Source organism: Crossiella sp. S99.2 (genome assembly GCF_023094165.1).
GTDB lineage: Bacteria > Actinomycetota > Actinomycetes > Mycobacteriales > Pseudonocardiaceae > Crossiella.
In genome coordinates this window covers 748,977-772,046 of record NZ_JALMDK010000002.1, presented here as the reverse complement: position 1 = coordinate 772,046, position 23,070 = coordinate 748,977, and the positions used below count along the sequence as shown (strand labels likewise).

Annotated in this window: 22 protein-coding genes; 6 read left to right on the top strand and 16 right to left on the bottom strand. The window is 68.3% G+C overall.

Translation table 11 applies throughout. The features are described from left to right. Window positions 1–371: 371 nt before the first annotated feature. The 9 genes from MZC64_RS10205 to MZC64_RS10165 form a co-directional block, all read right to left on the bottom strand. Window positions 372–1,199 (bottom strand): inositol monophosphatase family protein, encoded by an 828-nt coding sequence (locus tag MZC64_RS10205; RefSeq protein WP_247763174.1) that lies wholly within the window; start codon window positions 1,197–1,199, stop codon window positions 372–374. 82 nt (window positions 1,200–1,281) lie between these two features. Then, window positions 1,282–1,623: a hypothetical protein gene (locus MZC64_RS10200; protein ID WP_247763173.1), complete on the bottom strand. Its 342-nt coding sequence runs from the start codon at window positions 1,621–1,623 to the stop codon at window positions 1,282–1,284. Window positions 1,624–1,684: 61 nt separating this feature from the next. Then, complete coding sequence (locus MZC64_RS10195) at window positions 1,685–2,119, bottom strand: NUDIX hydrolase (RefSeq protein WP_247763171.1); 435 nt, start codon at window positions 2,117–2,119, stop codon at window positions 1,685–1,687. A gap of 87 nt (window positions 2,120–2,206) precedes the next feature. Continuing rightward, window positions 2,207–2,914, bottom strand: a complete 708-nt coding sequence (locus MZC64_RS10190) for a 7-carboxy-7-deazaguanine synthase QueE (protein ID WP_247763169.1) — start codon at window positions 2,912–2,914, stop codon at window positions 2,207–2,209. A gap of 11 nt (window positions 2,915–2,925) precedes the next feature. After that, window positions 2,926–3,489 (bottom strand): 6-carboxytetrahydropterin synthase, encoded by a 564-nt coding sequence (locus MZC64_RS10185; protein WP_247763167.1) that lies wholly within the window; start codon window positions 3,487–3,489, stop codon window positions 2,926–2,928. A gap of 294 nt (window positions 3,490–3,783) precedes the next feature. Beyond that, entirely contained in the window at window positions 3,784–4,185 is a 402-nt protein-coding gene (locus MZC64_RS10180) for an RNA polymerase-binding protein RbpA (protein WP_247763165.1), read from the bottom strand. After that, window positions 4,186–4,440, bottom strand: coding sequence for a helix-turn-helix domain-containing protein (locus tag MZC64_RS10175; protein ID WP_247763163.1), 255 nt, complete (start codon window positions 4,438–4,440; stop codon window positions 4,186–4,188). A 27-nt stretch (window positions 4,441–4,467) separates the two neighbouring features. After that, window positions 4,468–4,722, bottom strand: a complete 255-nt coding sequence (locus tag MZC64_RS10170; RefSeq protein WP_247763161.1) for a hypothetical protein — start codon at window positions 4,720–4,722, stop codon at window positions 4,468–4,470. Next, on the bottom strand, window positions 4,719–6,896 hold the full coding sequence (locus MZC64_RS10165; RefSeq protein ID WP_247763159.1) for a hypothetical protein: 2,178 nt from the start codon (window positions 6,894–6,896) through the stop codon (window positions 4,719–4,721). The genes MZC64_RS10170 and MZC64_RS10165 overlap by 4 nt, the downstream gene beginning before the upstream one ends. A gap of 362 nt (window positions 6,897–7,258) precedes the next feature. Between MZC64_RS10165 and MZC64_RS10160 the strand changes: the two genes are divergently transcribed. Continuing rightward, window positions 7,259–8,536 (top strand): helix-turn-helix transcriptional regulator, encoded by a 1,278-nt coding sequence (locus tag MZC64_RS10160; RefSeq protein WP_247763157.1) that lies wholly within the window; start codon window positions 7,259–7,261, stop codon window positions 8,534–8,536. Between the two features lie 11 nt (window positions 8,537–8,547). Here the strand turns inward: MZC64_RS10160 and MZC64_RS10155 are convergent, their stop codons facing one another. The 7 genes from MZC64_RS10155 to MZC64_RS10125 all read right to left on the bottom strand — a co-directional run bounded on the left by MZC64_RS10155 (window position 8,548) and on the right by MZC64_RS10125 (window position 18,468). Then, on the bottom strand, window positions 8,548–9,192 hold the full coding sequence (locus tag MZC64_RS10155) for an HAD family hydrolase (RefSeq protein WP_247763156.1): 645 nt from the start codon (window positions 9,190–9,192) through the stop codon (window positions 8,548–8,550). A gap of 56 nt (window positions 9,193–9,248) precedes the next feature. Then, window positions 9,249–10,469 (bottom strand): methyltransferase, FxLD system, encoded by a 1,221-nt coding sequence (gene fxlM / locus MZC64_RS10150; protein ID WP_282104997.1) that lies wholly within the window; start codon window positions 10,467–10,469, stop codon window positions 9,249–9,251. A 120-nt stretch (window positions 10,470–10,589) separates the two neighbouring features. Then, a complete protein-coding gene (locus MZC64_RS10145; protein ID WP_247763154.1) occupies window positions 10,590–11,717 on the bottom strand; it encodes a hypothetical protein in 1,128 nt (375 codons plus the stop codon). Next, window positions 11,714–13,810 (bottom strand): methyltransferase, FxLD system, encoded by a 2,097-nt coding sequence (gene fxlM, locus MZC64_RS10140; RefSeq protein WP_247763152.1) that lies wholly within the window; start codon window positions 13,808–13,810, stop codon window positions 11,714–11,716. The genes MZC64_RS10145 and fxlM (MZC64_RS10140) overlap by 4 nt, the downstream gene beginning before the upstream one ends. A gap of 30 nt (window positions 13,811–13,840) precedes the next feature. Beyond that, window positions 13,841–15,091: a lanthionine synthetase C family protein gene (locus MZC64_RS10135; protein ID WP_247763150.1), complete on the bottom strand. Its 1,251-nt coding sequence runs from the start codon at window positions 15,089–15,091 to the stop codon at window positions 13,841–13,843. Next, window positions 15,088–18,201 carry a lantibiotic dehydratase gene (locus MZC64_RS10130; protein WP_247763148.1) on the bottom strand — a complete coding sequence of 1,038 codons (3,114 nt, stop codon included), beginning with the start codon at window positions 18,199–18,201 and terminating at the stop codon, window positions 15,088–15,090. The genes MZC64_RS10135 and MZC64_RS10130 overlap by 4 nt, the downstream gene beginning before the upstream one ends. A gap of 81 nt (window positions 18,202–18,282) precedes the next feature. Then, window positions 18,283–18,468, bottom strand: coding sequence for an FxLD family lanthipeptide (locus MZC64_RS10125; protein ID WP_247763141.1), 186 nt, complete (start codon window positions 18,466–18,468; stop codon window positions 18,283–18,285). 452 nt (window positions 18,469–18,920) lie between these two features. Here MZC64_RS10125 and MZC64_RS10120 point away from each other — a divergent pair, with 452 nt between their 5' ends. From MZC64_RS10120 to MZC64_RS10100, 5 genes are all read left to right on the top strand, one after another. Further along, on the top strand, window positions 18,921–20,204 hold the full coding sequence (locus MZC64_RS10120) for a helix-turn-helix domain-containing protein (RefSeq protein ID WP_247763139.1): 1,284 nt from the start codon (window positions 18,921–18,923) through the stop codon (window positions 20,202–20,204). 14 nt (window positions 20,205–20,218) lie between these two features. After that, window positions 20,219–20,578, top strand: coding sequence for a hypothetical protein (locus MZC64_RS10115; protein ID WP_247763137.1), 360 nt, complete (start codon window positions 20,219–20,221; stop codon window positions 20,576–20,578). After that, entirely contained in the window at window positions 20,571–21,086 is a 516-nt protein-coding gene (locus MZC64_RS10110; RefSeq protein WP_247763136.1) for an NUDIX hydrolase, read from the top strand. Before MZC64_RS10115 ends, MZC64_RS10110 begins: the two co-directional genes overlap by 8 nt. 203 nt (window positions 21,087–21,289) lie before the next feature. Continuing rightward, complete coding sequence (locus MZC64_RS10105; protein WP_247763134.1) at window positions 21,290–22,519, top strand: helix-turn-helix transcriptional regulator; 1,230 nt, start codon at window positions 21,290–21,292, stop codon at window positions 22,517–22,519. Further along, window positions 22,516–23,064: a flavoprotein gene (locus tag MZC64_RS10100; protein ID WP_247763132.1), complete on the top strand. Its 549-nt coding sequence runs from the start codon at window positions 22,516–22,518 to the stop codon at window positions 23,062–23,064. The genes MZC64_RS10105 and MZC64_RS10100 overlap by 4 nt, the downstream gene beginning before the upstream one ends. Window positions 23,065–23,070 lie beyond the last annotated feature (6 nt).

Here is a 23,070-nt window from a genome sequence, read left to right as displayed (position 1 = left end):
GGGTACGAACCTCAAGCCGACGGCGGGCAGTTCGGGATGCGGGTCGTGCCACAACGCCGTGGACGTGGCGTTGACGCCGTGGTCGGCGAGGTGCCGCAGGGCGGTCCATTCGCAGCGGGCGCGGTCGCGCTTGTCGGTGCGGTAGAGCTTGAGGCACGCCGGGCCGCGAGGGCTGCTCCAGCGGTAGACGCGGTTGTTCCGGCCGCCGGTGATCGGGATCAAACCGTACTCCGACAGGTTCGTGTCCAGAGCTTCAGGTCGCTCTCGGTGCAGGGCGCGCAGCTCGGTCAGCAGGTCGTGCGGGATGGTGTCGCGGTCCAACGTCGCGTACTCCGGTTCGGGGTGCTCGGGCAGTAGCGCTCGCGGGGCGTTCACGGGGTGCCCGCCGGCTGCGGCCAGTAGGTCGTATTGCGGGCGACCTCCATCATCGGCAGGAGCGCCTCTGCGAGCGCGGGCGTGGTCGCCAGTGTGCAACGTGAACGGGTGGAGTGTGGGCTGCCGTCGGCGTCGAGGACGAGGGCGCCGGCTTCGCGCGCGATGATCGCTCCGGAGGCGGTGTCCCAGGCGCGGTTGCCGAACAGGATGCTGGCGTCGAGGGTGCCGTCGGCGACCCAGACCAGTTCGAGCGCGGTGGTGCCCAGGCGGCGGACTCCTTGGGCTTGGCCGGTCAGACGCTGGTCGAGGTCGCTGCAGAGCCGGTCGCGGGTGCTGGCGTCGGGTCCGCTTCCGTAGTCGCACATTCCGATGAGCGCGTTGTCGAGGCTGGCGGTCGTGGAGACGGTGATGGGGTCCCCGTCTCGGTAGGCGCCTTCGCCCGTGACGGCCCAGTAGCGGTGTCCGAGGAACGGGACGGCCGTGACGCCGAGCAGCGGTTGGTCGTCGTGGACGAGGCCGAGGGCGATGGCGCACAGCGGGCTGCCGTGGGAGAAATTGATGGTGCCGTCGATCGGGTCGAGGACCCAGTAGGTGTTCTCGTTGCCGGAGGCTCCGTTTTCCTCGCCCACGAAGCCGACGGCGGGATCCCAGTTGCTCAGCCGGTCCCTGATGAGGTTTTCGACTGCCACGTCGATGTTGGTCACGACATCGCGGTCGCCTTTGGTGGTGATGTGGGTCGGCTGGTGGCTCAGAGCGTGTTGGACGGCGAGATCGATCGCGCGCTGCGCGGCCGTGAGCGCGTGATCAAGATTTGGGGAGGGCATTGAGCGGCGTTCCTCGGATTCTGCGTGACACGGGCTTTGGGCCGGAGCGCCAACTGGTCGGTGCGTACGGCGAAGTTGTGGCTTATGCGGTCCATGGCAGAGGGCGACGTGCGATGACGAGCCGGGGCGCGAGGCGGTCGCTGGGGACAGGCAGGGAGATGAGGCCATCAATGACCTCGGTGAGGGTGCCCTCTCGTTGCCAGGTGACGCCGCCGGTGTGGTCGTTGCGGAGGCCGGCGGCGTCGGTGGTGTAGCGGACACGCAGGGCGTCCGCCCACCCTTCCGGCCAGGTCCGCACGCCATGCACCTCAACGAGTTCGCCGTCAACGACGGTGGGCAGAAACATCCAGCCCGCGCCGCGAAGGTCGATGAGCCGCTGCAGCTCGGGATACTCGGTTAGGGCGGCAGCCTGTTCTGGGGTCATGAGGCACTCACCGCGACTACGCGCGCTGCGAGGTTGGTCAGGAACGCGGGGCCGAGGCTGCTCATGGCGTCCACGCCCGCCACGGGTGTTCGGCCGACAGCGTGCCTGCGACTAGCCCGTCCCGGACCGCTTGGGGGCGCAGAGCGGAGAGTTCGTGTTCGTTGGCCCACCGATGCGGTTGCGTCGAGTCGATGAGGCGGTCGGCGTCGGTGAGCGTCACGTCGAACAGAACGACCATCTCGGAGGCGGGCGCTTCGCCAGGCTCGTTGGTGCCGTGTTCGACAACGGCGCAGAAGTCCAGCTCGGCGATGGTCACGTCGAGCTGGTCGAGCAGGGTTCTGCGGAGCGCCTGTTCGACGGGTTCACCGGCACGAACCGCGCCGCCGGGTAGCGCGTCGTGGCCTGGGTACTCGACGAGGAGCAGGCGGTCGTTCTGCCCGACAAGTGCGTAGACCCGGACGCGGGGGCCGATGGCCGGGGTGTCGGGTTCGCTCATCGTGGACCGCCTGTCGTTGGGAGATGTTCTGGAGTGCGAGCGACGCCGGGCGCGAACTTCCGACCGGCGAACTCGTTTGTGGTGATGTCAGCGGCCACGGTCGTTCTCCCACAGCAGTGTGTGGAGCCGGGTCGACAAGTTCCAGCGGCGTGCCAGGACCGGATCGGCCAGCATCCGCATCCGTGCAAGGACGGTGGAGCTGTCCGTGCCCTCCGGCATGACCCAGACCGGGTGAAGGCCGTAGGCGTCGACAAGTTCCTGGATCTCGTCCAAGTCGTCGAGCTCTTGGACCACGAACTTCCAAAGGGCCTTCCCGCTGTCGGCGAGGTCGCGCAGCACTGCGGGGCGGATGCGTTGATGGCGGCGCAGCCCCGAATGCGCGAGCTTCGGCGAGACGTTGAACCGTGTCACCGCCGACGTGATCATGTCCGTAGGCGCGATGGTGCCGGATGTCTCGATCTCGACGTCGGTGGCGAGGGCACGCTCGCGGATCGTGCACAGCAATCGCCCCACGGCGTGCGGCTGCAGCAGCGGTTCGCCACCCGTGACTACCAGCAGATCGGCTGGATCGGCGGCGAGCCAGGACAGGATGTCCTCGATCGAGAGGATCCGCTGTTCGTCGGCGAGGTCGCAGCGGATGGCGTCATGGGTTTGCGGGCTATCACACCAGATGCACGACAGGTGGCAGCCGAACAGCCGGATGAAGTGGGCGTAGCGACCGGTGCTCGGTCCCTCGCCTTGGAAGGTCGGACCGAACGTTTCGTTGACCACAAGTTCCTGGTCCACATCGGACACAGCGGGTAGCTTCACGGTGCGTCCGCCGGTCCGTAGGTCGCGGTGTTGAGGTGTGTTTCGCGGACGAACACCCGGCCGACGCGGGCACCGGGAGCGCAGGGCAGCGCGACGAGCGCGGCCTGGCTCACGCGTCGTAGCAAGACCGCAACAGCTTCGACGGTGGGCCAGGCCAAATCGGTAGCTAGCAACTCCGCATCGTCGACCGTCTGGCAGCTATCTGCGCCGAACCGGAAGACTTTGCACTTCGCGACGTAGAGGTGCACGGCGAGTGGGTCTTGGGCGCCGAGCATGGTGCCGTGATCGAGGTGGGTGTCGATCCACTGGCGGACTCCGGCTTTGAGGGCACCGAACTCCACGACGGTGGCATCGTCGCTCAGGGCTGGGGCGATCACCGGCACTGCGACCCGCCAGGAATGTCCGTGCAGGCTGGTGCACTTGCCCCCAAGGTGTGGCAGGCGGTGCGCGGTTTCGAAGGTGTGCTCGATGGTGATCTGGTGGGCTGTCGGCGCGGGATCGTTCGTCACGAGGTTCGCCGGGTGGGCGCTGGCGTGGTCGGTTGTCGCGGTGCCGTGCATCGTGAGCGCCAGATCCTTTCACCACCTGCGCGTTCCCGCACGCGCGTACTCACCATCGAGGGCTGGGTGTGGCCTGCGGCGGAAGACCGAGGGGGGAAGGAGGAAGCCTTCCGCCGCAGTCCGGTCCAGTCAACGACGGTTGATCATCGTTATCCAGAGCGTGCGTGCGGCGTCGATGAGGCGCGAATGGGGCGTCGACCGCCCTGACCAGCCAAGAAACGCGGCATCAGCGTTGACGCGCGGCACGTGTTCACCCGGTCAGGACCGAAATGTAACCCGGCTGATTGAGGACCGTCAGCCGTCGTAGCGGAACGAATACGTCTTGTCCCCAAATTGCACACAGCCGGGCTGCGCGCCTCCCTGTCGGCGGATGGCCGCAAGCGTCTCCGCGAGCAGAACCTCCAACTCGGCCACGCTGCGTCGCTCGTACAGCATCGTCAGGTGGGTGCGCGGGGGCTTGCCCTTGCTCTTGGCCTCCGCCGAAGCAGTGGCGTCGATTCGGGCGCAGCCTTCGACGCCGTGCTGCCGACAGCTCCAGCTCGCAGGCAGCTCTGCCCCCACTGCGAAGTGCACCGCGAACTCGTGCCCACGCGTGCACGCGAACCGGGCGGTCACTCGCGGGACAGGTCCGGTGTAGCGATCGGGTTCCACCGTCGTGTGGCCCCAGCGGTAGCCACGCAGCGTTCCTCTCGACATCTACCCGGCTCCGATCTGCCGACTCGAGCGCGCGGTCCGTGTGGTTTGGCTGCGCCGACGGTGGGGACCGCCGCCGCGTGCGCGCAGCTGGACTCCGGACTCGGACAGGATCCGATGTACAAAGCCGTACGAGCGCCCAGTCAGCCTGGCCAACGTGCGGATGCTGGCACCCTTCTCGTACTTCTTCTTCAAGTCCGCGCCCATACGAGTCCGCGCGGAACCGGTGACCCGCTTCCCCTTCTCGACCTTCGTCACTGGTGGCATGACCGACCGCTTCCCAGGTCAGGCATTGCCGTTCGTGGAGGGGCCGGAGACGAGGCGGTCAATGACCTCGCGGGCCGCCGGAAGTTCATAGGCCGCGGCGAGGAGCACGGCCGCTGGCCACGACGCCCCGACGGTGATCGTGAGGACAACGCATCGGGCAACATGAGAGCTGAGTTTTCCGGCCGCCCATGTGCCGCGAGTGCGGCTCCAGACAACCGCGCCAACGCCAACAGCGACGCCGACGTACAGGATTGCCAGATTCGGGATGATCATTTGTTCGCATTTCCTTCCGTGTTCTCGTCTTCCGCGCCAGGCGTGTCCACATGCGAGCCGTGCGTCGCCGTGTCGCCGAGTTCGTCGCGGAGCTTCAGCACAGCCTCGCGATCGGCCGCCGCGCCCGGTCCCGCGTCGGCGAAGAGTGCCAGCGCGTTGCCGTAGCAACGATCCGCATCCGCGTTGTTGCCGAGCTGGGCGTGCGCCCGACCCATGACGCTGTAGGCGTGACCTCGGTAGCGCGACGAACCGCAGGACGCCAAGGCGTTGTCGATCCGGCGAAGGGTGAACAGAGCGGCGTCCGGCTGCCGAGCCGCGACGTGGACCTCGGCAAGGTAGGTGATCACTCGGGCATGGCCGGACTGGTCACCCAGGGCTTCCATCAGATCGGCGGCTTCACGAAGGTGCCAAATGGCTTGGGGCAGATCGGCGATCTCGGGGTGAGCGTATGCCTGGCCGATTCGCCGATGCCGCAGGGCGATACTGCGGCGGTCACCCCGTTGCTCGTCGAGGAGCAGAGCACTGCCGAGATCCTCCAGCGCGGTACGCGGTTGCCCAGCAGCTGTCAAAGCGCGCGCTCGGGTGGATAGGGCCGCCGCCTGTACCCAGCTGTCGCCGAATGCGGTTGCTCGCTCGATCGCCGTCGTGCAGGCCGTGATCGCCGCGTCGTGGTGGGCGCGGTTGGACTCGCCGAACCCCAGCCGGGTCAGGAACACCGCTTCGAGGATGTGCTTGCAGTGCTGGGCGGAGACGATGCCGAGCTGTTGCGTCTGGACCAGATCGTCGGCGAAGTAGCTGGGGCGCAACGGGTTCCAGACGGCTTCGGCAAGCTGGAACACCAGCCCGTCCCAGCCCTGCTCTGCGGCGAGGTATTGGGATGCAAGCACGTTCGCCCGTTCGAGGGCGAACCAGTTCAAAGCATGTTCGACGTTGGAGAACGGCTCGGTGTCCAGCTGTTCGTACACCGGGCTGAACCGCCGCGAGCGAGGGTTGATCGCCATGTCGGCGGCAGCTGTGCGCCGTAGGTACCACTCGATCATGCTGCGAAGAGCGGCCCGACGCACGCTCGTGTCGTCATGTTGCTCAGCCAGTGCCTGGGCGTGCTCGCGCGGCAAGTCGTGCTGACGAAAGCGGCCGGCGGCCACCGCGGTGACGAGGTGGGCATCCGCCAGCCGGGTCAGCCCATGTTCGACGTCGGCGACGGGCTGGTCGAGGGCCGCGGCGAGTGGGTCGGCGGTGAACTCGGCGCCAGGGTGCACGGCTAGGAGCCGGTACAGGCGCGCGGTGTCGGCGTCGAGGTCGTCGTAGCTCATCTCGAGGATTCCTCCCACGGATGCCTCGTCCACGTGCAAGGCCAGGGTGGCGCTGTGGTCGGTGTTGAGACGGGTGATCAGGTCGGCCGGGCTGCGGTGTGGGTTCGCGGCCAGGTGCAAGCCGGCCACGGCCAAGGCGAACGGGTGGCCGTGGCACCGCGAGGCCAAGGCTCGAAGCTCTCCCAGCTCGCCGGGCGGCGGCTGGCCGAGCAGCGCGGCCAGCATGGTGCCGCCCGCGTCCGGGGTGAAGTAGGTCAGATCCACCGGGTGGAACCCGGCGAGGAGAAGCCCCCGCAGCTGGCGGCGGCTGGTGGCGAGGATGGTACTGCTCGGCGAGGCCGGGATCAGAAGGCGGACCTGCTCGGCGGCGAAGACGTTGTCCACCAAGACCATTAGCGACTTCTCGGCGGTGACGCTGCGATAGAGCGCGGTCAGTTCGGCCGGGTCGTCAGGCAGATCGTCGGGCGGGATGCCGAGGGCTCGAAGCCAGCCTGCCAGCACCTGGTGAGGACGGACGGGCGGTTGATCACGCCACGCGCTCAGATCCGCGTACAACTCGCCGTCCGGGTGGCCAGCGCGCTGACCGAGGAGCCAGCGGACCGCCAGTTCGGTCTTGCCGATGCCTGCCAGCCCGGTCAGCAGCGCCCTGGTCGAGGTCGATCGAGCGGCGAGTTCATCGAGTGTGGCCAGCTCTCGGGCACGGTTCGTCCACACCGGATGTGGGGGCGGCAACTGGTGCGGGGTCGGCATCCGCGTGGCCGGTTGCCCCATGGCGATGGTGTGAGCGATCACGGTGCGCGCTTGCAGAACGGATCCGCTCACCGTCCCGTCGACGTCGTTTCGGTGCCCAGGCTCGGTCACCGAGGTGCTCCGAGCACGCCGACGGCGAGGCGCACAGGGAGCGCCATGTGGAATTGGGCTTTGCGGTGGGTCACGGGGGTGCTCATGGTGATCCCGCTTTCACCACGGCGTTCTTGTTGCGCGACATTGCCAAGGAATGCGTCATTTCCGGGAGAACAGATGCCGGATACTGAACGGACAGGAATCGTGGCTCCCCAGTTCCGCTGCCGTGTCGGTGTTGTCGAACGCCAGTAGATCGCCCGCTGCCGTCGGCCACCAGAGCGCACGTGGGGCGGCGATGAGGCGCTGATGCGGCGTTGACCCTCGTGATCTGCGCTAACCGGGCCGGGTAGCGTGACAGCCGCACACCAGGGGGTGAGGAGATGGCAATCCAACCGTCCAGCCCGTTGGCCGACTGCCGCCACGCCGCTGGCTACACGCAAGAGACCTTCGCCGACAAGCTGGGTGTCGACCGAACCACAGTCGGGCGTTGGGAACGCGGTGTGCAGTCTCCCCAACCGTGGCAACGTCCCGACCTTGCCACAGCACTGGACGTCAGCCTAGATCATCTCGACGACCTGCTCCGGCGAACGAAACGGCACACAAATCCGTCAGCCGTTCTCGAACCATTCCTCACGCCCGGTCCTTCATTCTTCGTGCCTCTCGCTGATCATCAGCCGGGACCGGTCAACGTGTTCTCCGGTGATGACGCTGTGCACGCCGCCATCCCGCGGCTGCGGCGGGCGCTCGACAGCATCGATCTCCCGGACGACGGTCCGACCCGTTCCTTCGCCGAACTCGCGGCCGAGGTCGCAGGAATGATCGAGCACCGCCTGCAGGCGCGCTACGTCGAGATGGCTTGGCGTCTGCCCGGCCTGATCTCCGAGCTGGCGCGGGCGCACGCCGATGCCCGGCACGGTGTACGCGACACCGCCATGCTGCTGACCCTCGCCTTCCGAGCAGCCGATGGCGTTGCTTACAAGTTCGGCTACCTCGACCTGTCGGCCCGGATCATCGACCTCATGCGTGTGTCCGCCCTGGCAGCCGAGGATCCGCTGCTGGTGGCCGCCGTCGCCTACGTGCGCACTGAGACGTTCTTCGCCACGGGCGACCTGGCGTCGGCGTCGCGGCTGCTGATGGCCGCGGCGGACGATCTGTCGGCTGACCTCGGCGCGTCGGCGTCCTCCGCCGCGGCCTTCGGCGCCCTGCACATGCGAGCCGCTGTCGTCGCCGGCCGTGCTGGCAAGCCCGACGCCGCGTGGGATCACCTCGGCGAAGCGCATCGAGCCACCCGGCAGGTGCCTGAAGGCGTCTACTTCGGCACGGCCTTCGGACCGGCGTCGGTACGCATCCACGAACTCGCAGTCGCCGTCGAGCTGGGCGACAGCCCAGCGGCGGTGGAGCGAGCGGCATCCTGGCACCCACCAGGTCATCTCCCGGCCGAACGACGCTCGCACTACTACATCGATCTCGCTCGCGCCCAGCTTCGCCTCGGCCACCACCACGACGCCTACCTCGGACTGGAAGCCGCCCGCCAGGTCGCCCCCCAACACGTTCGTGAGCACCCCCAGGTTCGGCAGACGCTGTCCGCGCTCTTGCGAACCCACGGATCACCAGACGACCGCCTGTTGGAGCTGGCTGCCTGGGCTCGCGCGCGTTGACGACTGCCGGGCTACTGATCCAGCAGAAGGGCAGGCAGCTCGGCGAGCGAGTCGATCACCCAATCGGCGTTCTCCCTCGCCACTGGGTCGTCGGCCCAGAGGTATCCCCATGGGCCACGCCGGATCAACGCGACACGGAGACCGGCCGCCTTCGCGGGCAGCACGTCGTTGTCACGGTGGTCACCGACGTAAACGATCTGGTCAGCCGGGCCGGGTGCGACGTCGACCACCCGCCTGAAGAAGCCGGGGTCCGGCTTCGCCACACCCCATTCGCCGGACGTGCCGACGTAGTCCACGGGCAAGTCCAATGCGCGCAACAGCTGGGCAGCTCGCGGGGTCTGGTTGCCGGCGACACCGACCCACAAGCCTCCAGCGCGGAGGGCCGCCAGGCTGGGCCGCACGTCCGGGTACAGATCGCTGTCGTCGATCTGCTCCCCGCACCCGGCCTCTTCCCGCAACTGTCGCTCACTGGCCAGGTCAAAGCCGGGGCGGAAGTACTCGAACGTCTCGGCGTTGTCCCGGCCCGCCGCCGTCACAGCCCCGAGGACGGTTGAGAACGTATGAGGAGACACGCCCACCCAGTCGGCCCAGGCACGCCACTCACGTGAATCGTCCAGCAGAGTCTCACCCACGTCGAACACCACCGCACTGACCATGTCCCCATGAGATCAGAACGGTCTGCCTCGTCGGTTGGTGCCTTACCCCGTCGGGGTCACTCGGAGACGCAGTCGTAGGTGAACACGAACCTGCTGTGAGTCTTCTCGAACACGGGGCGGCCAAGCTCGCTGTCCGGGATGTCTGCGGGGTAGATGACCAGCCTGGGCTCGTAGCGATCGCGTTCGGGAGACCAGGCTCGGGTCTCGTCACACAGGTGCTCGGTCAGCTCGGTAGCGGCCGGGCCATGACCGATCGCACCCAACTCCCAGTGCACATCGTCCCCGGTCTCCAGCCTGCGGGCCGTCAGGTAGACGAGCGAGCCGCCGTCAACCAGCGCCGGACGCCAGTACCCGCCGATCGGGTTGACTACCTTCGGGACGGCGTCAGGGTGCGCGCTGATGCGGCATACGCGCTGGTCGGTGACGGTAAGCCGTAACCAGAACCCGTCATGTCCCTCGTTCGGCGCAATGGTGACGCCGGACCAGGCGGTGGTGGGCGGCTGGTCGAGTACTCCACTTAGCGTGTTGAGGTCCACGGCTTGGTCGCGGTCCCAGTGGAGCTTGACCGTGTCGTCGGAGTTGATCGGGCCGCTGAGCTCGCCCTCGGTCTCCCCGCGGAGGTACACGAAGCCGCACAGGTGCAGCGAGTCGGAGACTAGGCGGCCGTCGGTGTAGATGAAGCTGACGCTGCGTCCCTGGCCGCGCCACCGCAGCGGGGCGACCAGCCGTGCTCCGGGGGCGAGTTGCTGCCACCACGGGGCGGGGATGTCCCAAGGCGAGACGGTGGCGATCATGCGGTCGTACGGGGCGTGATCGGGGTAGCCGAGGCCGCCGTCGCCGGTGATCACGTGAACGTCGCCGTAGCCAGTGGCGGCCAGCGCTTGTGAGGCTTTCGCGGTCACGTCCGGGTCGATGTCGATGGTGGTCACCAGGTCCGCGCTGCCGGTCAACTGGGCGAGGAGGCTGGCGTTGTACCCGGTTCCCGCCCCGATCTCGAGGATGCGGTTGCCCGGTTGGACGTCGAGTTGGTCGAGCATGGCCGCGACCAGCCAAGGCGCCGACGCGCAGGACAACGACCGGCCGTCGTCGAAGCGATGGGTGACTACCGCCTGCCATGGGTCGTAGGCGACCGCCAGGTCGGCGTCCGGTACGAACTCGTGCCGCGGTGTGTCGAGCAGCACCCGCTCGACCTCGCTTCGCTGCGCGTGTCCGGCTTTCCGGATCCTCTCGACCATTGCCGCACGCAACGTTTCAGGCGAAGTAGTGGTGGTGTGCATCGTTTCCTTCGTGTCAACGGTCGTCGGGTTGGCGGGTAATGGCCAATGATCGACACGGACTGCTTCTCGGACGGAGGAACCAAACCCGTTGTGGTCTAACGGTTTCGATTGGGGCCAGCATTACGAGTTTGCTGGAGCGTTGACGTTGGAAGACATCGCCTTCACGTTGCGTGCCATGACTTCTTCGGCGCAGGCAAGTGCTGTCGTGAGGTCTGCCAGCAGCGGGGCAGGGAGTGTGCCGCTGCCGAGCGCACACGTGTCGACCAAGTCGGACATCTCGCGTGCTTGGGAGTCGGTAAGCAGTTCGCGGCAGCCATTGTGGGCGAGTACGTCGCGGGCGACGTATCCGTCTCGTGTAGCGGTGGCGTGGTCGATCAGATCGAGGGCGACCTGGTGCACGGATGGATCGTCGGCGGTGCCGATGGCGTCGATGAAAGACAATCCGAGCCGTGTGTGGAAGACCGCTAAGCCTGGCGCGGAGGCGTCGAGTCCGCGGTACTGGTTCAGGAGCGTGGCTAGATCGACGTCGCCCGACGTGCACTGGATGGTCAGGCAGGCGGTCACGGCGTTCTCCCAGGGGTCTCCTGGTGTTGTGTCGGCCAGGAGGGCGAGGGCGTTGTCGGTGTCTCCGGATACGGCGTGGGCGATGACCGCGATCTGACGACCGTCAAGCATCCGGCGCCCGACGCCCTTGTATTCATCGAGCCGAGCGCGTGCCTCCGTCCAGCGGCCGGCTGCGGCCAGAGCGCGGCCACCGGTGGCCAGCAGGACTGCCCACAGCCAGCGGCGGATGTGCTGGTGCGTCTCGGCGGAGTCCGTGAGGTCGGCCGGGATCTCGATGCCGTCGACGATGGCGTCAGCTTGGGCGGAGACCGAGGTGAACAGGGTGTCCATCAGTGCGAAGGCGCGCTCGCCTCGGCCCTCGCGGATGTAGAGGCGGGCGAGGTTGATGATCGGTTCGAGCGCGAGACGGGCTACCTGCGCGCCCAAGGGCCGGGCGCGCAGGTAGATGTTCGCCTGCTGGTGGCACCACTGCCGGGCCAGGTCGGGCCGGCCGCAGTCGGAGGCGATGAGCGCCGCGTTGTTGTGCACGGCGGCGGCTTCGGTGAGGTCGCCGGTGCACTCGACTTGGCGTGCTCGGTCGCACAGTCCGGCAACCCGCCGGACCAGTGGGAGACAGGCCGGGCGGGCGCGGGCGACGAGCGGGAAGCGGTGGGCGAACTGGCCAGCGGGGTCCACGAGCGTCACTCCCAGGTGACGGTCATGGGCTTGGTGGGTCGGTCCAGGACCACGAAGCCGGGGTTGGTGTCTGGCTGGGGCGCGGTGTTGGGAATGGCGAAGCGGACGGTGCTGGAGCGGAAGCCCTTGTCCCAGGTCGAGATCTCGGCCGAGACCTGCTCGGCGAGTTCCTGCGCGGTGGGGCCGTGGCCGATGACGCCGACCTCGTAGCGTCGGCCGCCGTTCGGATCGGGGTCGGCGGCGCGGATGGTGAGGTAGGCGAGGCTGCCGTCGGCGGCGGTGGTGGCCATCGCCACTGAGGGGAACATCGGCCGCACGAGGCCGCTTTCCTTCGCGGTGGGAGCGACCTCCACGCGCATCAGCGGGTTGGGCAGGTGGCAGGCCAGCCAGAGGTCCAGCCACTCGAAGGATTCCATCGGGACGAAGTGCACGCCGGTCCACACCTCGCAGGCGGGGCTGTCGAAGACCCCGGCCAGGGTGTCCGAGTCGGTGGCGTGGTTGTTGTCCTTGTGGATTTGCAGCGTCACCTCCCCGGTGCCGGTGAGGTCCAGAACGCGGCGAGCGTCGTCGCCGAGGCCACGCAGGGGCATGAAGATCGCCATCTCGCTGCCCAGGCTGCGCCAGCCGTCCTGGTCGCGTTCGAAGACGATGCTGCGGGAGGCGCACCCGCGCAGGCGCACCGGAGCCACCAGGCGTCCGCCGGGTGCGAGCTGGTCGAGCCAGGCAGCCGGGACCTCGTGGGCGCCGACGGTGGCGATGACGCGGTCGAAAGGCGCCGTATCCGGGTGGCCGAGTGCGCCGTCGGCGACGACCGCCTCGACATTGTCGATACTGGCCGCAGCCAGGTGCTCGCGGGCTCCCGCGACGAGGTCCTCGTCGATGTCGATCGTGGTGACGCGCCCGTCTGCGCCGGTGAGGGTGGCCATCAGGGCGGCGTTGTAGCCGGTGGCCGCGCCGAGTTCGAGCAGCCGTTCGCCGGGCTGAACAGCGAGCTGTTCGAGCATCATGGCGACGATCTTGGGCTGGGACGCGGCGCTGATGCGGGTGCCATCGCCCTCGTGCTTGGTGTAGACGGGCTCGTCGGCGTACGCCTCGACCAGCGGGACGTCGGGCAGGAACAGGTGGCGGGGTACCTGCCGGAACGCGGCCTCCACAGCGTCGGTGCGGACCGTGCCGTCCTTGACGAGGCGGTCGGCGAGCTTGGCACGCAACTCGTCGGCGGAGCCGGTGGAAGCGTCACTGACAGTGGTTGTCATTGAGGGGACCCTAACGGTGTTGGAGGTGGTCCCGGCTGGTGCCTGCCGGGTAGGCGTGCTGTGGAAAACGGTGTTGACGGCCAGCGCGGCGAGGGTGGCCTGGTCGGCGCCGGATAGACCGGCGCGGTTGGCGTGAAAGATGAAGTGGTGCGCCAGAACCGCGCGTAGTCCTCGCTCGAGGTGACCTTCGCGGGCAAGTTCGGCGAGTTGGCGGCCTGCGGTGTCGAACGCTGTCCACCAGGTCTCGGGAACCGCGTCGGGTGCCACGTCGGCGACCTTGTGCGTGTCCGTGGTCATGAGTCGACGCACGGCTTGGCTCAACCGCTCGGTGTGTGGAGAGCGTGTGGAGGGAGCTTGGGCGGTGGGCCGGAGCGCGGCCACCTTGTCCCAGACGTCGCCCTGCTCGAACCAATCCAGCCCGGCCCCGCGCAACATCGAGCTAAACAGTAGGACGGTGGTCTCCCGCTGCCCCAAGGCGGCTGGTGCCGTGGCGCGGGCGAGGCAATGGCGGCTGTCGTGGTGGAACAGCGTGTGCGCGATGCCCATCCCGGCGGGGCCGCCGAAGGCGAGCGTCTCGGGTTCGTAGATCCCGCGTGCCCAGCGCGCGAGATGCCCATCGGCCTCCAGCTCGGACAGCAGCGTGTCGACGGCGGCCGTGTCGGGGTTGACCTGTCGGTAACGCAGTCGCCAGGCGGGCGTCTTGCGCAGGTGCCACCACGTGTTGAGTTCGCCGTCCTGCTGGGCCTGGTCGAGGGCGGGTGCGAGCAGGGTCGCGGCGGTGTGCTCGGCGGTGGTCGGGTCGGCGAACTCGACCAGGTAGTGGTGCCAGCGGCTGTCCGGCGGCATCAGCGTGGAATCTCCTCTCGGTCGGGCAGGTCAAGTGATCAGCAGGCAGGTGTCCCAGCCAGTCGCGGACGCGGTCTCTGCGGCGAGGACGGCTAGGCCGACTCCGGCGGCGCCTTCCAGGAAGCCAGGGCCTTCTGGAACGGCCTGGACCCAGGCGCGGTGCAGCATCTCGGTGGCCAGCGCGCGCAGTCGGGAGGCGGCTGGCCCCGATGTGTCGACGGCGGTGCCGACGGTGATTCGGGCGAGGCCGGCGTAGCCGTGGCACAGCGAGGCGTCGCTGATCAACGCATCCTGTTCCGGGTCCGTCACCGCACTGACCAAGGCTTCTTCGGCGATCTGGCGGCGATCGACGTCGCCGAGGGACAGAGCGGCGAGGTGCAGGGCGCGGGCGATGCCCGCTGTTCCGTAGCACCAACTCGGACGGCGGCTGGCCCCGCTGTGCCGCACGTACATCGGCGTCGAACGCGCCTCGTCTCGGGTGATCATGTAGGGCCACCGGTATCCGCTCGGGGTGTTCATGCGCCAGGAGTCCAGCCACGCACAAATCGTCGCGACGGCCTGGCGCTGCCCGTCCACGGCGATGCCCCGGCGCAGGGCCTGGGCCAGCAGTGCCAGCGGGCCGCCGATGCCATGTGCGACGCCGAAGTTGCCGTGGCCTCCGGGGAACTCGTCGTCCGTGTGACCGGTGGGACCGGTGAGGGTCCACCACCCCGGCAGGGCCTCTCCTTCGACCATCACCGATTGAGTGAGCCGCACGAGGGCGCCCAGAATGGCCGGCAGAGCGGTGCCGTCGGGATCGTGGTGCAGCAGATGGGCACCGAGACCAGCGAGGCCCCGAATCGTGTCGAACTCGGCCATCTGCGGCAACATCCCGACGGCGTCCATGCGCTCGTGAGCCTTGTCGACGCGGTTGTGGGCATCGGTGGCGATCTGCCGGGTCAAGGGCGTGAGAGCGGACTGGTACGTGCCGGGACGGACGGCGGCGGCGCCTGCGAGGGCGCGCGCGACCGCCGGCGCGCCGTAGAACAAGCCGGTGCTAGCTCCGGTGGTGACCGGCTTGCTGGTGACGGCGGTCAGCCAATCGTGGGCGCGGTCGAACGGCCGTATACCGGCGGCTGCCAGCTCGACGTGCAGCAGTGCGACGCCGGGAGCGCCGTGGGCGAGGGATTGGTGCCACCACGGCTCGTCCGTGGGCAGGTGGGCGGCGTCCGGCCGAGCGAGGCGATCGGCGATCCCCGTCGCGTACTCGACCGCGGTGTCCGAGGCGAGGTCGGCGTTCATCGCGGTCCTCCCGTGCGGGCGGCGAAGGTCAGGGCCGCGATCCGGGCCAGGTAGAGGCACACCGCCTTGTCGTCCGGCTCGATGCTGTAGGCCCGCAGGAAGTGGGTGTGCAGCAACGACCCCAATGCAGCGTCCGGGTCGACGCCCTCGGCCTCGGCCCTGGCCAGATGCGCTCGGTAGGCGGCTACGGTCTGGGCGCGCTCGGCCCATGTCGCGACGACCGAAGCTGCACCCGGTGCGCTGCGCAGGGAACGGAAGCTCTCGAAGGGGTCGGCCAGGCGTCGCGCCTCAGCGAACACCGGCCGAGGTACGACGGTAGGAGGTTTGGCCGGAACGTGGTCGATCAGCCACCGCATCCCGGCCTCGGTCCCTCCCATGAAGGCGACGGCAATGGCGGCGAAGTTCGCCGCGGCCAGAGCATGGTCGTGCGGTCGCGCGGGCCAGGCGAGCTGGGCGAGCACGGCGCGGGAGTCAGCCGTGAAGAACGCCTCGACGGCTGATAGTGCCGCACCTGAGCCCCAACGGCCGGTCTCCGGGTAGGAGGTCGCGAAAGCGATGTCGCGCAGCAGGCCGAGGCGGCGGAGCCGGTCGGCCCAGGCGCTGACCTGGCCAGCCGCCTCGCCGAACACCACCGGCTCTGAGTTGGGAAGGCGGATCCGCAAGCGCAGGTAGTGCTCGTTGCCCTCGCGGAATCGCAGAAACCACCACTGCGGTTGGGCCTCGCCCCACTCCGCCAGCAGCGCGGGCAGGTGCTTGGCGAGCACGGTGTTGTGACGTTGCGGGTCGCCGTAGAGCTTGGCGAACAGCAAGGGGGAACCACCCGGCGACAGCCCGTGCTCGCCTGGCCGGACGATCCGCTGGGGCGTCGGGCGCGGTGGTCGCGTCGTGGCCTGCGGCTGACAGCTGGCCATGGGTACGACGACGTCGTGAGCACGGCCATCGAGCCACCCGGCGGCGTCCTCAGCAGGTCCTTCCTCCAGCACCGCGTGGGGGTGGGTACCGAGGTGCTCGCGCAGCAGCACCCGGTGCGCATCCTCGATGAGATCGAGCGGCAACCGCCAGTCCCCGTCGACCAGGAACACCGCCTGCGGGAGGCGGCGGCGGGTGCGCCACTCGGCCAGGGCGGCGTCCCAGGTCGCCCAGCTGGAGGTCCGGTCGGGAAGGTCGGCTGCGGCCAACCGCCACCGGGCCGGGGACAGCACGATGCGGCCGAAGCGCAGCCGGGGAAGAAACGGCAACGTGGCCGCTGTGCCCCAGTCGAAATCGGTGACCTCCGCGCAATGGGCGCGGGTCAGTTCGACCAGGAGGCGGGCCAGCGGCGGGGTGTGTTTGCGCAGGTTGAGTGCGTGCAAGCCCCACGCTTCGACCCTCGCGCCGAGGGCGGGTGCGGTCAGATACAGGCGGTTGCTGTCGCAACTGACCGCCAAGTCCGCCGCCGTGAGGACCGCCGTTGACGCGGCGGTGTCGCGGTGTTCGGCGAGGCTGACGATGGTCGGCAGAACCTGGACGCTACGGGCGACATGTGCGGTGGCGGGGTCCAGCGGCGGGAACGACAGCTGGGCCTGGATGACCCCGCCAGACTCGGGCGAGGCGAGCGGACTGGTCAGCGTTCGGCGGTCGTGCTCGTCAAACAGGTGCAGGAATCGGCCGCTGACGACGCCAGCCGATCGCGAGACTGAGGTGACTGTGAGCTGGAAGTTACCTTGCTTCAGGGCTTGCAGGCTCTGGGAGTCGACGCGGGCGCACAGTTCGAGGTGGGAGGGCAGCTGTATCGAGTGCACAGGCGCCTGTTCCAGCTCGGCGATCAAATTCTCGTCGAGGACGACCTCGTGCTGGCCGTCCAACGCGGCGGCTTGGGCCAAATCCAGCAGCCGTTCGTCTCGAGACGTCCGTTGGGGGCGTGTGACTACGCCGCTGGTGCCGGGGTAGCCGTCAGGCCAGCCGATCCCGCTGTCGGCGATGACCTCGAGCAGCGGCACCTGCGCGCCGGTGCCGAACCGCTGATAGAAGCGCCGGTGAAAGTCAGCCCAGGCCGCTATGCCGCCGGGACGGGACGTCAGGCGCGCCAGCAGCAACGCGGCACGTTCCGCTTCGCGGGCGACTGTTTCGGGGAGCACGACGTCCAGGTCCAGCCGTAGGTCGACCGTGACGGGATTTCGCCGTGACGGAGCCAGGCGGCTCATGGACGCGGCGGCCTCGATCCGTAGCGTGCGCCGCGTTGCTGCAGGGCTGTTCCGATGTTGCCGCAACAAGTCGTGGATGTCGTTCAGCGTCGTGCACTGCTCGATGGCAGCCTCGCCGGCCATTTCCAGCTCGCGCGCCAGGTGGCCCAGTGCGTCGGGCTCGGTGCTCGGCGCGTGGAGGTTGGTGACGAGCACGCGATGAGCCACCAACGTGGCGAGCAAGCCGGTCACCGTGCTCCCGGCAGCGCTCGGGAACTCGGCAAGGACCTGCTCGCGCACGTCATCGAAAGGAATCGGTGCCCGCGCCGCGCGGACGGCCGCGCGCACCGGGCCGGTGTGGCGGAGCTCGATTTCGACCGCACCGGTGCCCCGATGGTTGATGGTCGGCTGGTACGGAACCACTAGCCGCTCACCGCGCACCATCAACGTGGAGTTCGCGACGAGGACCAAGCGCTCCAGGATCTCGGCCCGACCTTCCAACTGACGGATGACCTCGGCGAGCCACCCGGCTTCAGCGCCGGCAACTGCTCGATGATCGCCGCCCCAGCGCTGCGAGGGAGCCGAGCCGAACCGCGCCGCAGTGACCCCGGCAAACAAGCCGTTAGGAGTCGGACGACCGGTCAGCCGCGCCAGGTAACGCACAACGGACAGCGCCGCGCGCCGGGATTCGCGCTCGTCCACAACCTGAGTGCGACACAGGTTGTGGACGCGATCAGCAAGGACAGGGCTGGCCAGGCCGATGGCATCACGGACGGCTTCGACCTCCCACACTTCGCGCAGCCAGTCCACCCGCTCGGTGACGGCGTCGGCCCCGGCCGCAGTCAGCGCCGGCCACGGCGGAAGTTTCAGCTCGCCCTCTGCAACAGCTCGGACCAACAGGCCACCCGCGGCTCGGAAGCCGACGCGGTCGGGCAAGGCCGTGGACACGGGACACCTTTCTAGTGCGACGGATGGAAACCGGACGCCCGCCCAGGAAGCCCCAGGCGGGCGTCCGGTCGCTCGAGACAATCAGGCGGCGCTGATGCAGGTCGACTTCTCGCACGTCGTCCCGCAGCCGTCATCCGTCATGTTGATCAGATGCGCCGGGTCCACCACCTCGACCAGCGTGATGTCGAGGTCGAACTCCGAGCCCATCTCGACCTCCGCGGCGGGCGTGGCCACCGCGGCCGGCGACCACTCCATCTGAACCGTCACAGATCCTCCTTCGTGGGTTTTACGCTCCGAGTCCCGGCGAGTCGGTCCTGACTCGCCCGCCAGCGGGCGGACCAGCCTGGAGCTCGACTCGATGTACCGAGCGCTCCTGCCAGCACATCCGCGCGCGGAATTCCATCGAAGTGGAGGGCAGTCCCACCACCACACACCCCTCGGCGGCACGTCCCGGTGAAAGACGCTTCCGGATACTCGGGCTGCGCCGAAGCGGAAGCTCGCCCGGACCGCAGCGACATCAGTCAAGCCCTTGTGATCAACGACAGCCAGAGCGCCGACGCGGCGTCGATGAGGCGGCAATGAGGCGTCACCGCCTCTGACCTGCTCAAACGCCTTTTCAGAGGCGGTAGTCCGAACGGGTACAGCTCGCCGAGCGGGTGATCAGCCTTGACCCGTAGCTGGCTATCGTGGCAGGTGACCGACGGGGTGAGGTGGTGTTCATGGGTGACCGACGAGATGCCTTCGCCGCGCGGCGTGAGCAGATGGGCTACACCCAGGAGAGCTTCGGCGCGGCGGTGGGCGTGGAGTTCTCCACGGTCGGACGCTGGGAACGCGGCACCCTGACCCCGCAGCCGTACCGTCGACCGTGTTTGGCTAAGACCCTCGATGTGAGCCTCGACGAGTTGGATGCGTTGCTCACGCCGAACCGGCAAGCTTCTACCGTTGCCACTGAACCAGCCGACCCTGCGGAGGCCGACGACATGAACCGTCGCGACCTGCTGCGCTTGTTCACCATGACCGGCGCGTTGCTCGCGCTGCCTGCTGGCGAGACAGTATTCGGCGACGTCGACCGGCTCGCCGCCACAGCTCACACCGGCACGGTGGACACGGCGGGAGCAGCGGAGTTCGCCCAGCTCAACTCCCACCTGTGGCGCGTGTACGCACTCTCGCCGACCAAGGCTCAGGTGCTGCCACTGGTCCGAGCCCAACTCGGTGTACTCAGCGACTCCTTGCGACGACCGCAGACACCGACCATCCGACATCGGCTCTGCGAACTGACCGCCGACCTCTTCCAGTTGGCGGGGGAAATCTTCTTCGACGGCAACCGATACACCGACGCCGCTCACTGCTACACGCTTGCGGCAACAGCGAGCAGGGAGGCCGCCGCTTCCGACCTGTGGGCCTGCGCGTTGACCAGGCATGCTTTCGTCGCCGTGTACGAGCGCCGATTCGCGGATGCCGCGCCGATGCTCGACGTGGCCGCCACCCTCGCACGTCGCGGCGACCCCAGCCTGTCGACCCGACACTGGGTCGCCGTGGTGCAGGCCGAGACCTTCGCCGGCCTCGGCGACTTTGACTCCTGCCAACATGCCCTCGACACCGCTGCTGAGGTCCAGCGCCTACGAGGCCAGGTCCACAACGGCGGCTGGCTCCGGTTCGACGGCTCCCGCTTGGCTGAAGAACGCGGTACCTGCTACGTCACGCTGGGCCGCCACGACCTAGCTGAAGCGGCTCTGGTCGACGCCCTGCAGGGCACCTTGACCGCCCGCCGGAAAGCTGCCGTCCTGACCGACCTGGCGATGATCGGCGTGCACCGTCGCGACCCGGACCAGGTCGTCACCTACGCCGACACCGTCCTGACTACCGCCCGCCAGACCCGCTCGGGGGTCATCGCACAGAAGCTGCGGGTCCTTCAGCCACACCTTGCCCCCTTGCTCAACGACCAACAAATCCAGCGACTCGATGCCGAGATCACCGAACTCGTCGGCAACCGCGCCGCGTGATGGAGGACGACCGAATGCACAACGACCGTGGCCGCGTGTTCCGCGAGGCGTGGATCGCCGGAGTCACCAAGCACTACCCCGGTGAACCGAAGCCTGGCTACATCACCCCGTGGGACCAGACCCCCGACTGGGAACGCGACGCCGCGACCGCCGTGTACGACCAGGTCGTCGCCTTCATCAAGGCCACCGACGGCGCCACCACCAAACTGACCCCAGACCAGAAAGGCCGCTTTGTGGCGTTGTGCTGGATCGGCCAGATCTTCAAGCACTTCCCCGAGCCGAAGCCGTCGTACGTCGCGGACTGGAACGATTTGCCGGACTGGCAGAAGGCGACGGACATCGACATCTTCGAGCGCATCGAAAACGATGCCTGACCAGGCGAGCATCGACGCTGCGGCCGTCGATGCTCGCCTTGCCGAGACCGAGTACGACGACGCTCAGGCGTGGCTACACGCACGTTCGACCGCGTCGGAGCCGCTCGCGGCCGAAGTCTGGGTCACCGACCCGGAGCACCGCCACGTGCTGCTCGTGCGGCACCGGGTGCGAGGCTGGGTACCGCCTGGCGGAACCGTCGAGCCAGGCGAGACGCCTCGAGCCGCAGCAGCCCGTGAACTCTTCGAGGAGACCGGCCTGATAGGCGAGCTGCTGTCAGTGCCGGCGGCCGTCGCTGTCCGCTCTTTCCGCGCCGACTGGACGCCAACGCTGAGCCTGTCCTACGGAGCCGTCATCAGCCGCGACGCGCCACTCGGCGGGGAGACGGGACAGCCGCCGAAGTGGGTCGACCTGAACGAATCGTGGGAGAGCGTGTTCCCCGAGGATCGCGACCGAATCCGCGCGTATGTGCGCAGGCTCGCGGCAGAGCACGCGGTCGAGGCGCGCTGATCCTGTCGGCGGGGCTTTGGTTGGTGGCGGCCCCTGCGGACATGCACAGATCGTCCCAAGCGCCATCCCGCCCTGGTGTTTCATGGACGGTCTGGGTCGCACGTCCGGACGTGAACGTCCTGCCGTTTCGTCGTTGACATGGCCGCTGATCAGGTCCGATCAACGCCGGGTAGCGTGGTGAGCTAGCGAATCTGGGAGTGATCATGGCGATACGACGAGATGCCCTCGCAGCGCGGCGCGAGGCTCTCGGCTTCACCCAGGAAACCCTCGCCCAGGAGCTTGGGGTGGAGCTCTCGACAACCGGGCGGTGGGAGCGCGGAACGCTGACGCCGCAGCCCTGGAGGCGTCCGGATCTAGCCAAGTTGCTCAAGGTGTCCCTGGATGATCTGGACATCCTGCTCAATCCGCCGGGGTCAAAGATTGCGACTGGCCACGCCTCGGCGACGCGGCGCGAGGTCATGGTGGACGCGGCCCTTCTCACTGGCGTGATTGCCGCCGACCACATGTTGGGAACCCGCAGCGAGGAGCCACTGCGGCGTCATAGGACGACCCTCTCGAGCGCGTCAGCGCAGGTTGCAGATCTCCATCGGAAGTATCAGGCCGCCCACTATCGCGACGTTGCCCGGCGATTGCCTGAAGTCAGTGCGGCGGTTGACGCCCTGGTAGCCGACGGGCCAGCGCGAAAACGGCGAGAAGCGCTCGGGCTGCAGTGCAGTGTGGCCATCGTGGCGGCCAAGCTCGCGACCAAGGCGGGCGACGGTGAGGCGGGTTGGGCCGCAGCCGAGCGGGCTCGGGAGGCGGCCGAGTCGGCCGAGGACACCTTTGGCCTCGCCGCTGCGGCATATCAGCGGGTGTGCGCTCTGCTGCGCGCGGACAATGGCGAGATTGCTGAGCAGATAGCAGTCTCCGCCGCCGCCGAGCTGCGAGGCCAGAACCCGCAGAGTGCGACCTGGCGAGGCGCGTTGACCCTGATCAGTGCGGTCATCGCCGCGCGCCGCAACGATTTTGCCGCAGCAGGCGAGCGACTCGATCACGCCGACGCACTGGCGCGGCGGCTCGGCGCTGACGGCAACATCGGGTGGACCGCATTCGGCCCGACGAACGTGCTGATCCATCGCACGTCAGTCGCGGTCGCCCTGAATGATCCCCGAGGTGCGCTTGCGACGGCAGAGCAGTTGGACATCACCGCGTTGCCGGTCGGTCTGAACGGACGGCAGGCTCAGTTCCACCTAGACAGCGCGTGGGCGCACGCGCAGCTCACGGAAGACCCGCAGGCGGTGATCCATCTGCTGGAAACCGAGCGGGTGGCGCCCGAACTGGTCCGGGCCAACCCGAACGCTCGCTCGTTGATAGAGGGCTTGCTCGCCCGCGAGCGTCGCCGCGAAGTGCCGGCCTTGCGCGGTCTCGCCTTGCGCGCCGGAGTCGCCGCGTGAACGTCGATCCGCGGTGGCTGTACCTGGTGACCTCAGCTGCCCCGCCGGTGTTGCGGCTTGAGGAGTTCATTCCCGCCCTGTACGCCGACGGCTGGGCGGTTTGTGTGATCGCGACACCGACTGCTGCGACGTGGATCGACCTCGACGCCTTGGCCGCAACCACCGGATGCCTTACAAGGGTGCACCCGCGACCGCCCCGACAGCAGGAGGAGTCGCTCCCGCGAGCCGAAGCGGTCCTGGCGGCCCCGGCGACGTTCAACTCGATCAACAAGTGGGCATCGGGCACCAGCGACACGCTCGCGCTGGGCGTGCTCAACGAGATGCTCGGTGCCGGAGTCCCGATCATCGCGGCTCCGTGCGTCAAACCGGTACTCCGCCAGCATCCTGCTTACGCCGACAGTATCGCCCGACTCACAAACGCCGGCGTGATGCTACTCGATCCGGACGCCATAACCAGACGCGCTGAGGACGGTCTGGCGACCTTCGACTGGTCGCAAATCATCGCAGCTCTGCGCGACGCAACAAGGTCTGTTGTGGACAGGTAGCGAGGC

Excerpts from the sequence above, each read along its gene's own strand:
- MZC64_RS10205 (WP_247763174.1), bottom strand. The coding sequence starts at position 1,199 with ATGCCCTCCCCAAATCTTGATCACGCGCTCACGGCCGCGCAGCGCGCG.
- MZC64_RS10200 (WP_247763173.1), bottom strand. The coding sequence starts at position 1,623 with ATGACCCCAGAACAGGCTGCCGCCCTAACCGAGTATCCCGAGCTGCAG.
- MZC64_RS10195 (WP_247763171.1), bottom strand. The coding sequence starts at position 2,119 with ATGAGCGAACCCGACACCCCGGCCATCGGCCCCCGCGTCCGGGTCTAC.
- MZC64_RS10185 (WP_247763167.1), bottom strand. The coding sequence starts at position 3,489 with ATGCACGGCACCGCGACAACCGACCACGCCAGCGCCCACCCGGCGAAC.
- MZC64_RS10180 (WP_247763165.1), bottom strand. The coding sequence starts at position 4,185 with ATGTCGAGAGGAACGCTGCGTGGCTACCGCTGGGGCCACACGACGGTG.
- MZC64_RS10170 (WP_247763161.1), bottom strand. The coding sequence starts at position 4,722 with ATGATCATCCCGAATCTGGCAATCCTGTACGTCGGCGTCGCTGTTGGC.
- MZC64_RS10160 (WP_247763157.1), top strand. The coding sequence starts at position 7,259 with ATGGCAATCCAACCGTCCAGCCCGTTGGCCGACTGCCGCCACGCCGCT.
- MZC64_RS10155 (WP_247763156.1), bottom strand. The coding sequence starts at position 9,192 with ATGGTCAGTGCGGTGGTGTTCGACGTGGGTGAGACTCTGCTGGACGAT.
- fxlM (WP_282104997.1), bottom strand. The coding sequence starts at position 10,469 with ATGCACACCACCACTACTTCGCCTGAAACGTTGCGTGCGGCAATGGTC.
- fxlM (WP_247763152.1), bottom strand. The coding sequence starts at position 13,810 with ATGCCGCCGGACAGCCGCTGGCACCACTACCTGGTCGAGTTCGCCGAC.
- MZC64_RS10135 (WP_247763150.1), bottom strand. The coding sequence starts at position 15,091 with ATGAACGCCGACCTCGCCTCGGACACCGCGGTCGAGTACGCGACGGGG.
- MZC64_RS10120 (WP_247763139.1), top strand. The coding sequence starts at position 18,921 with ATGGGTGACCGACGAGATGCCTTCGCCGCGCGGCGTGAGCAGATGGGC.
- MZC64_RS10115 (WP_247763137.1), top strand. The coding sequence starts at position 20,219 with ATGCACAACGACCGTGGCCGCGTGTTCCGCGAGGCGTGGATCGCCGGA.
- MZC64_RS10110 (WP_247763136.1), top strand. The coding sequence starts at position 20,571 with ATGCCTGACCAGGCGAGCATCGACGCTGCGGCCGTCGATGCTCGCCTT.
- MZC64_RS10105 (WP_247763134.1), top strand. The coding sequence starts at position 21,290 with ATGGCGATACGACGAGATGCCCTCGCAGCGCGGCGCGAGGCTCTCGGC.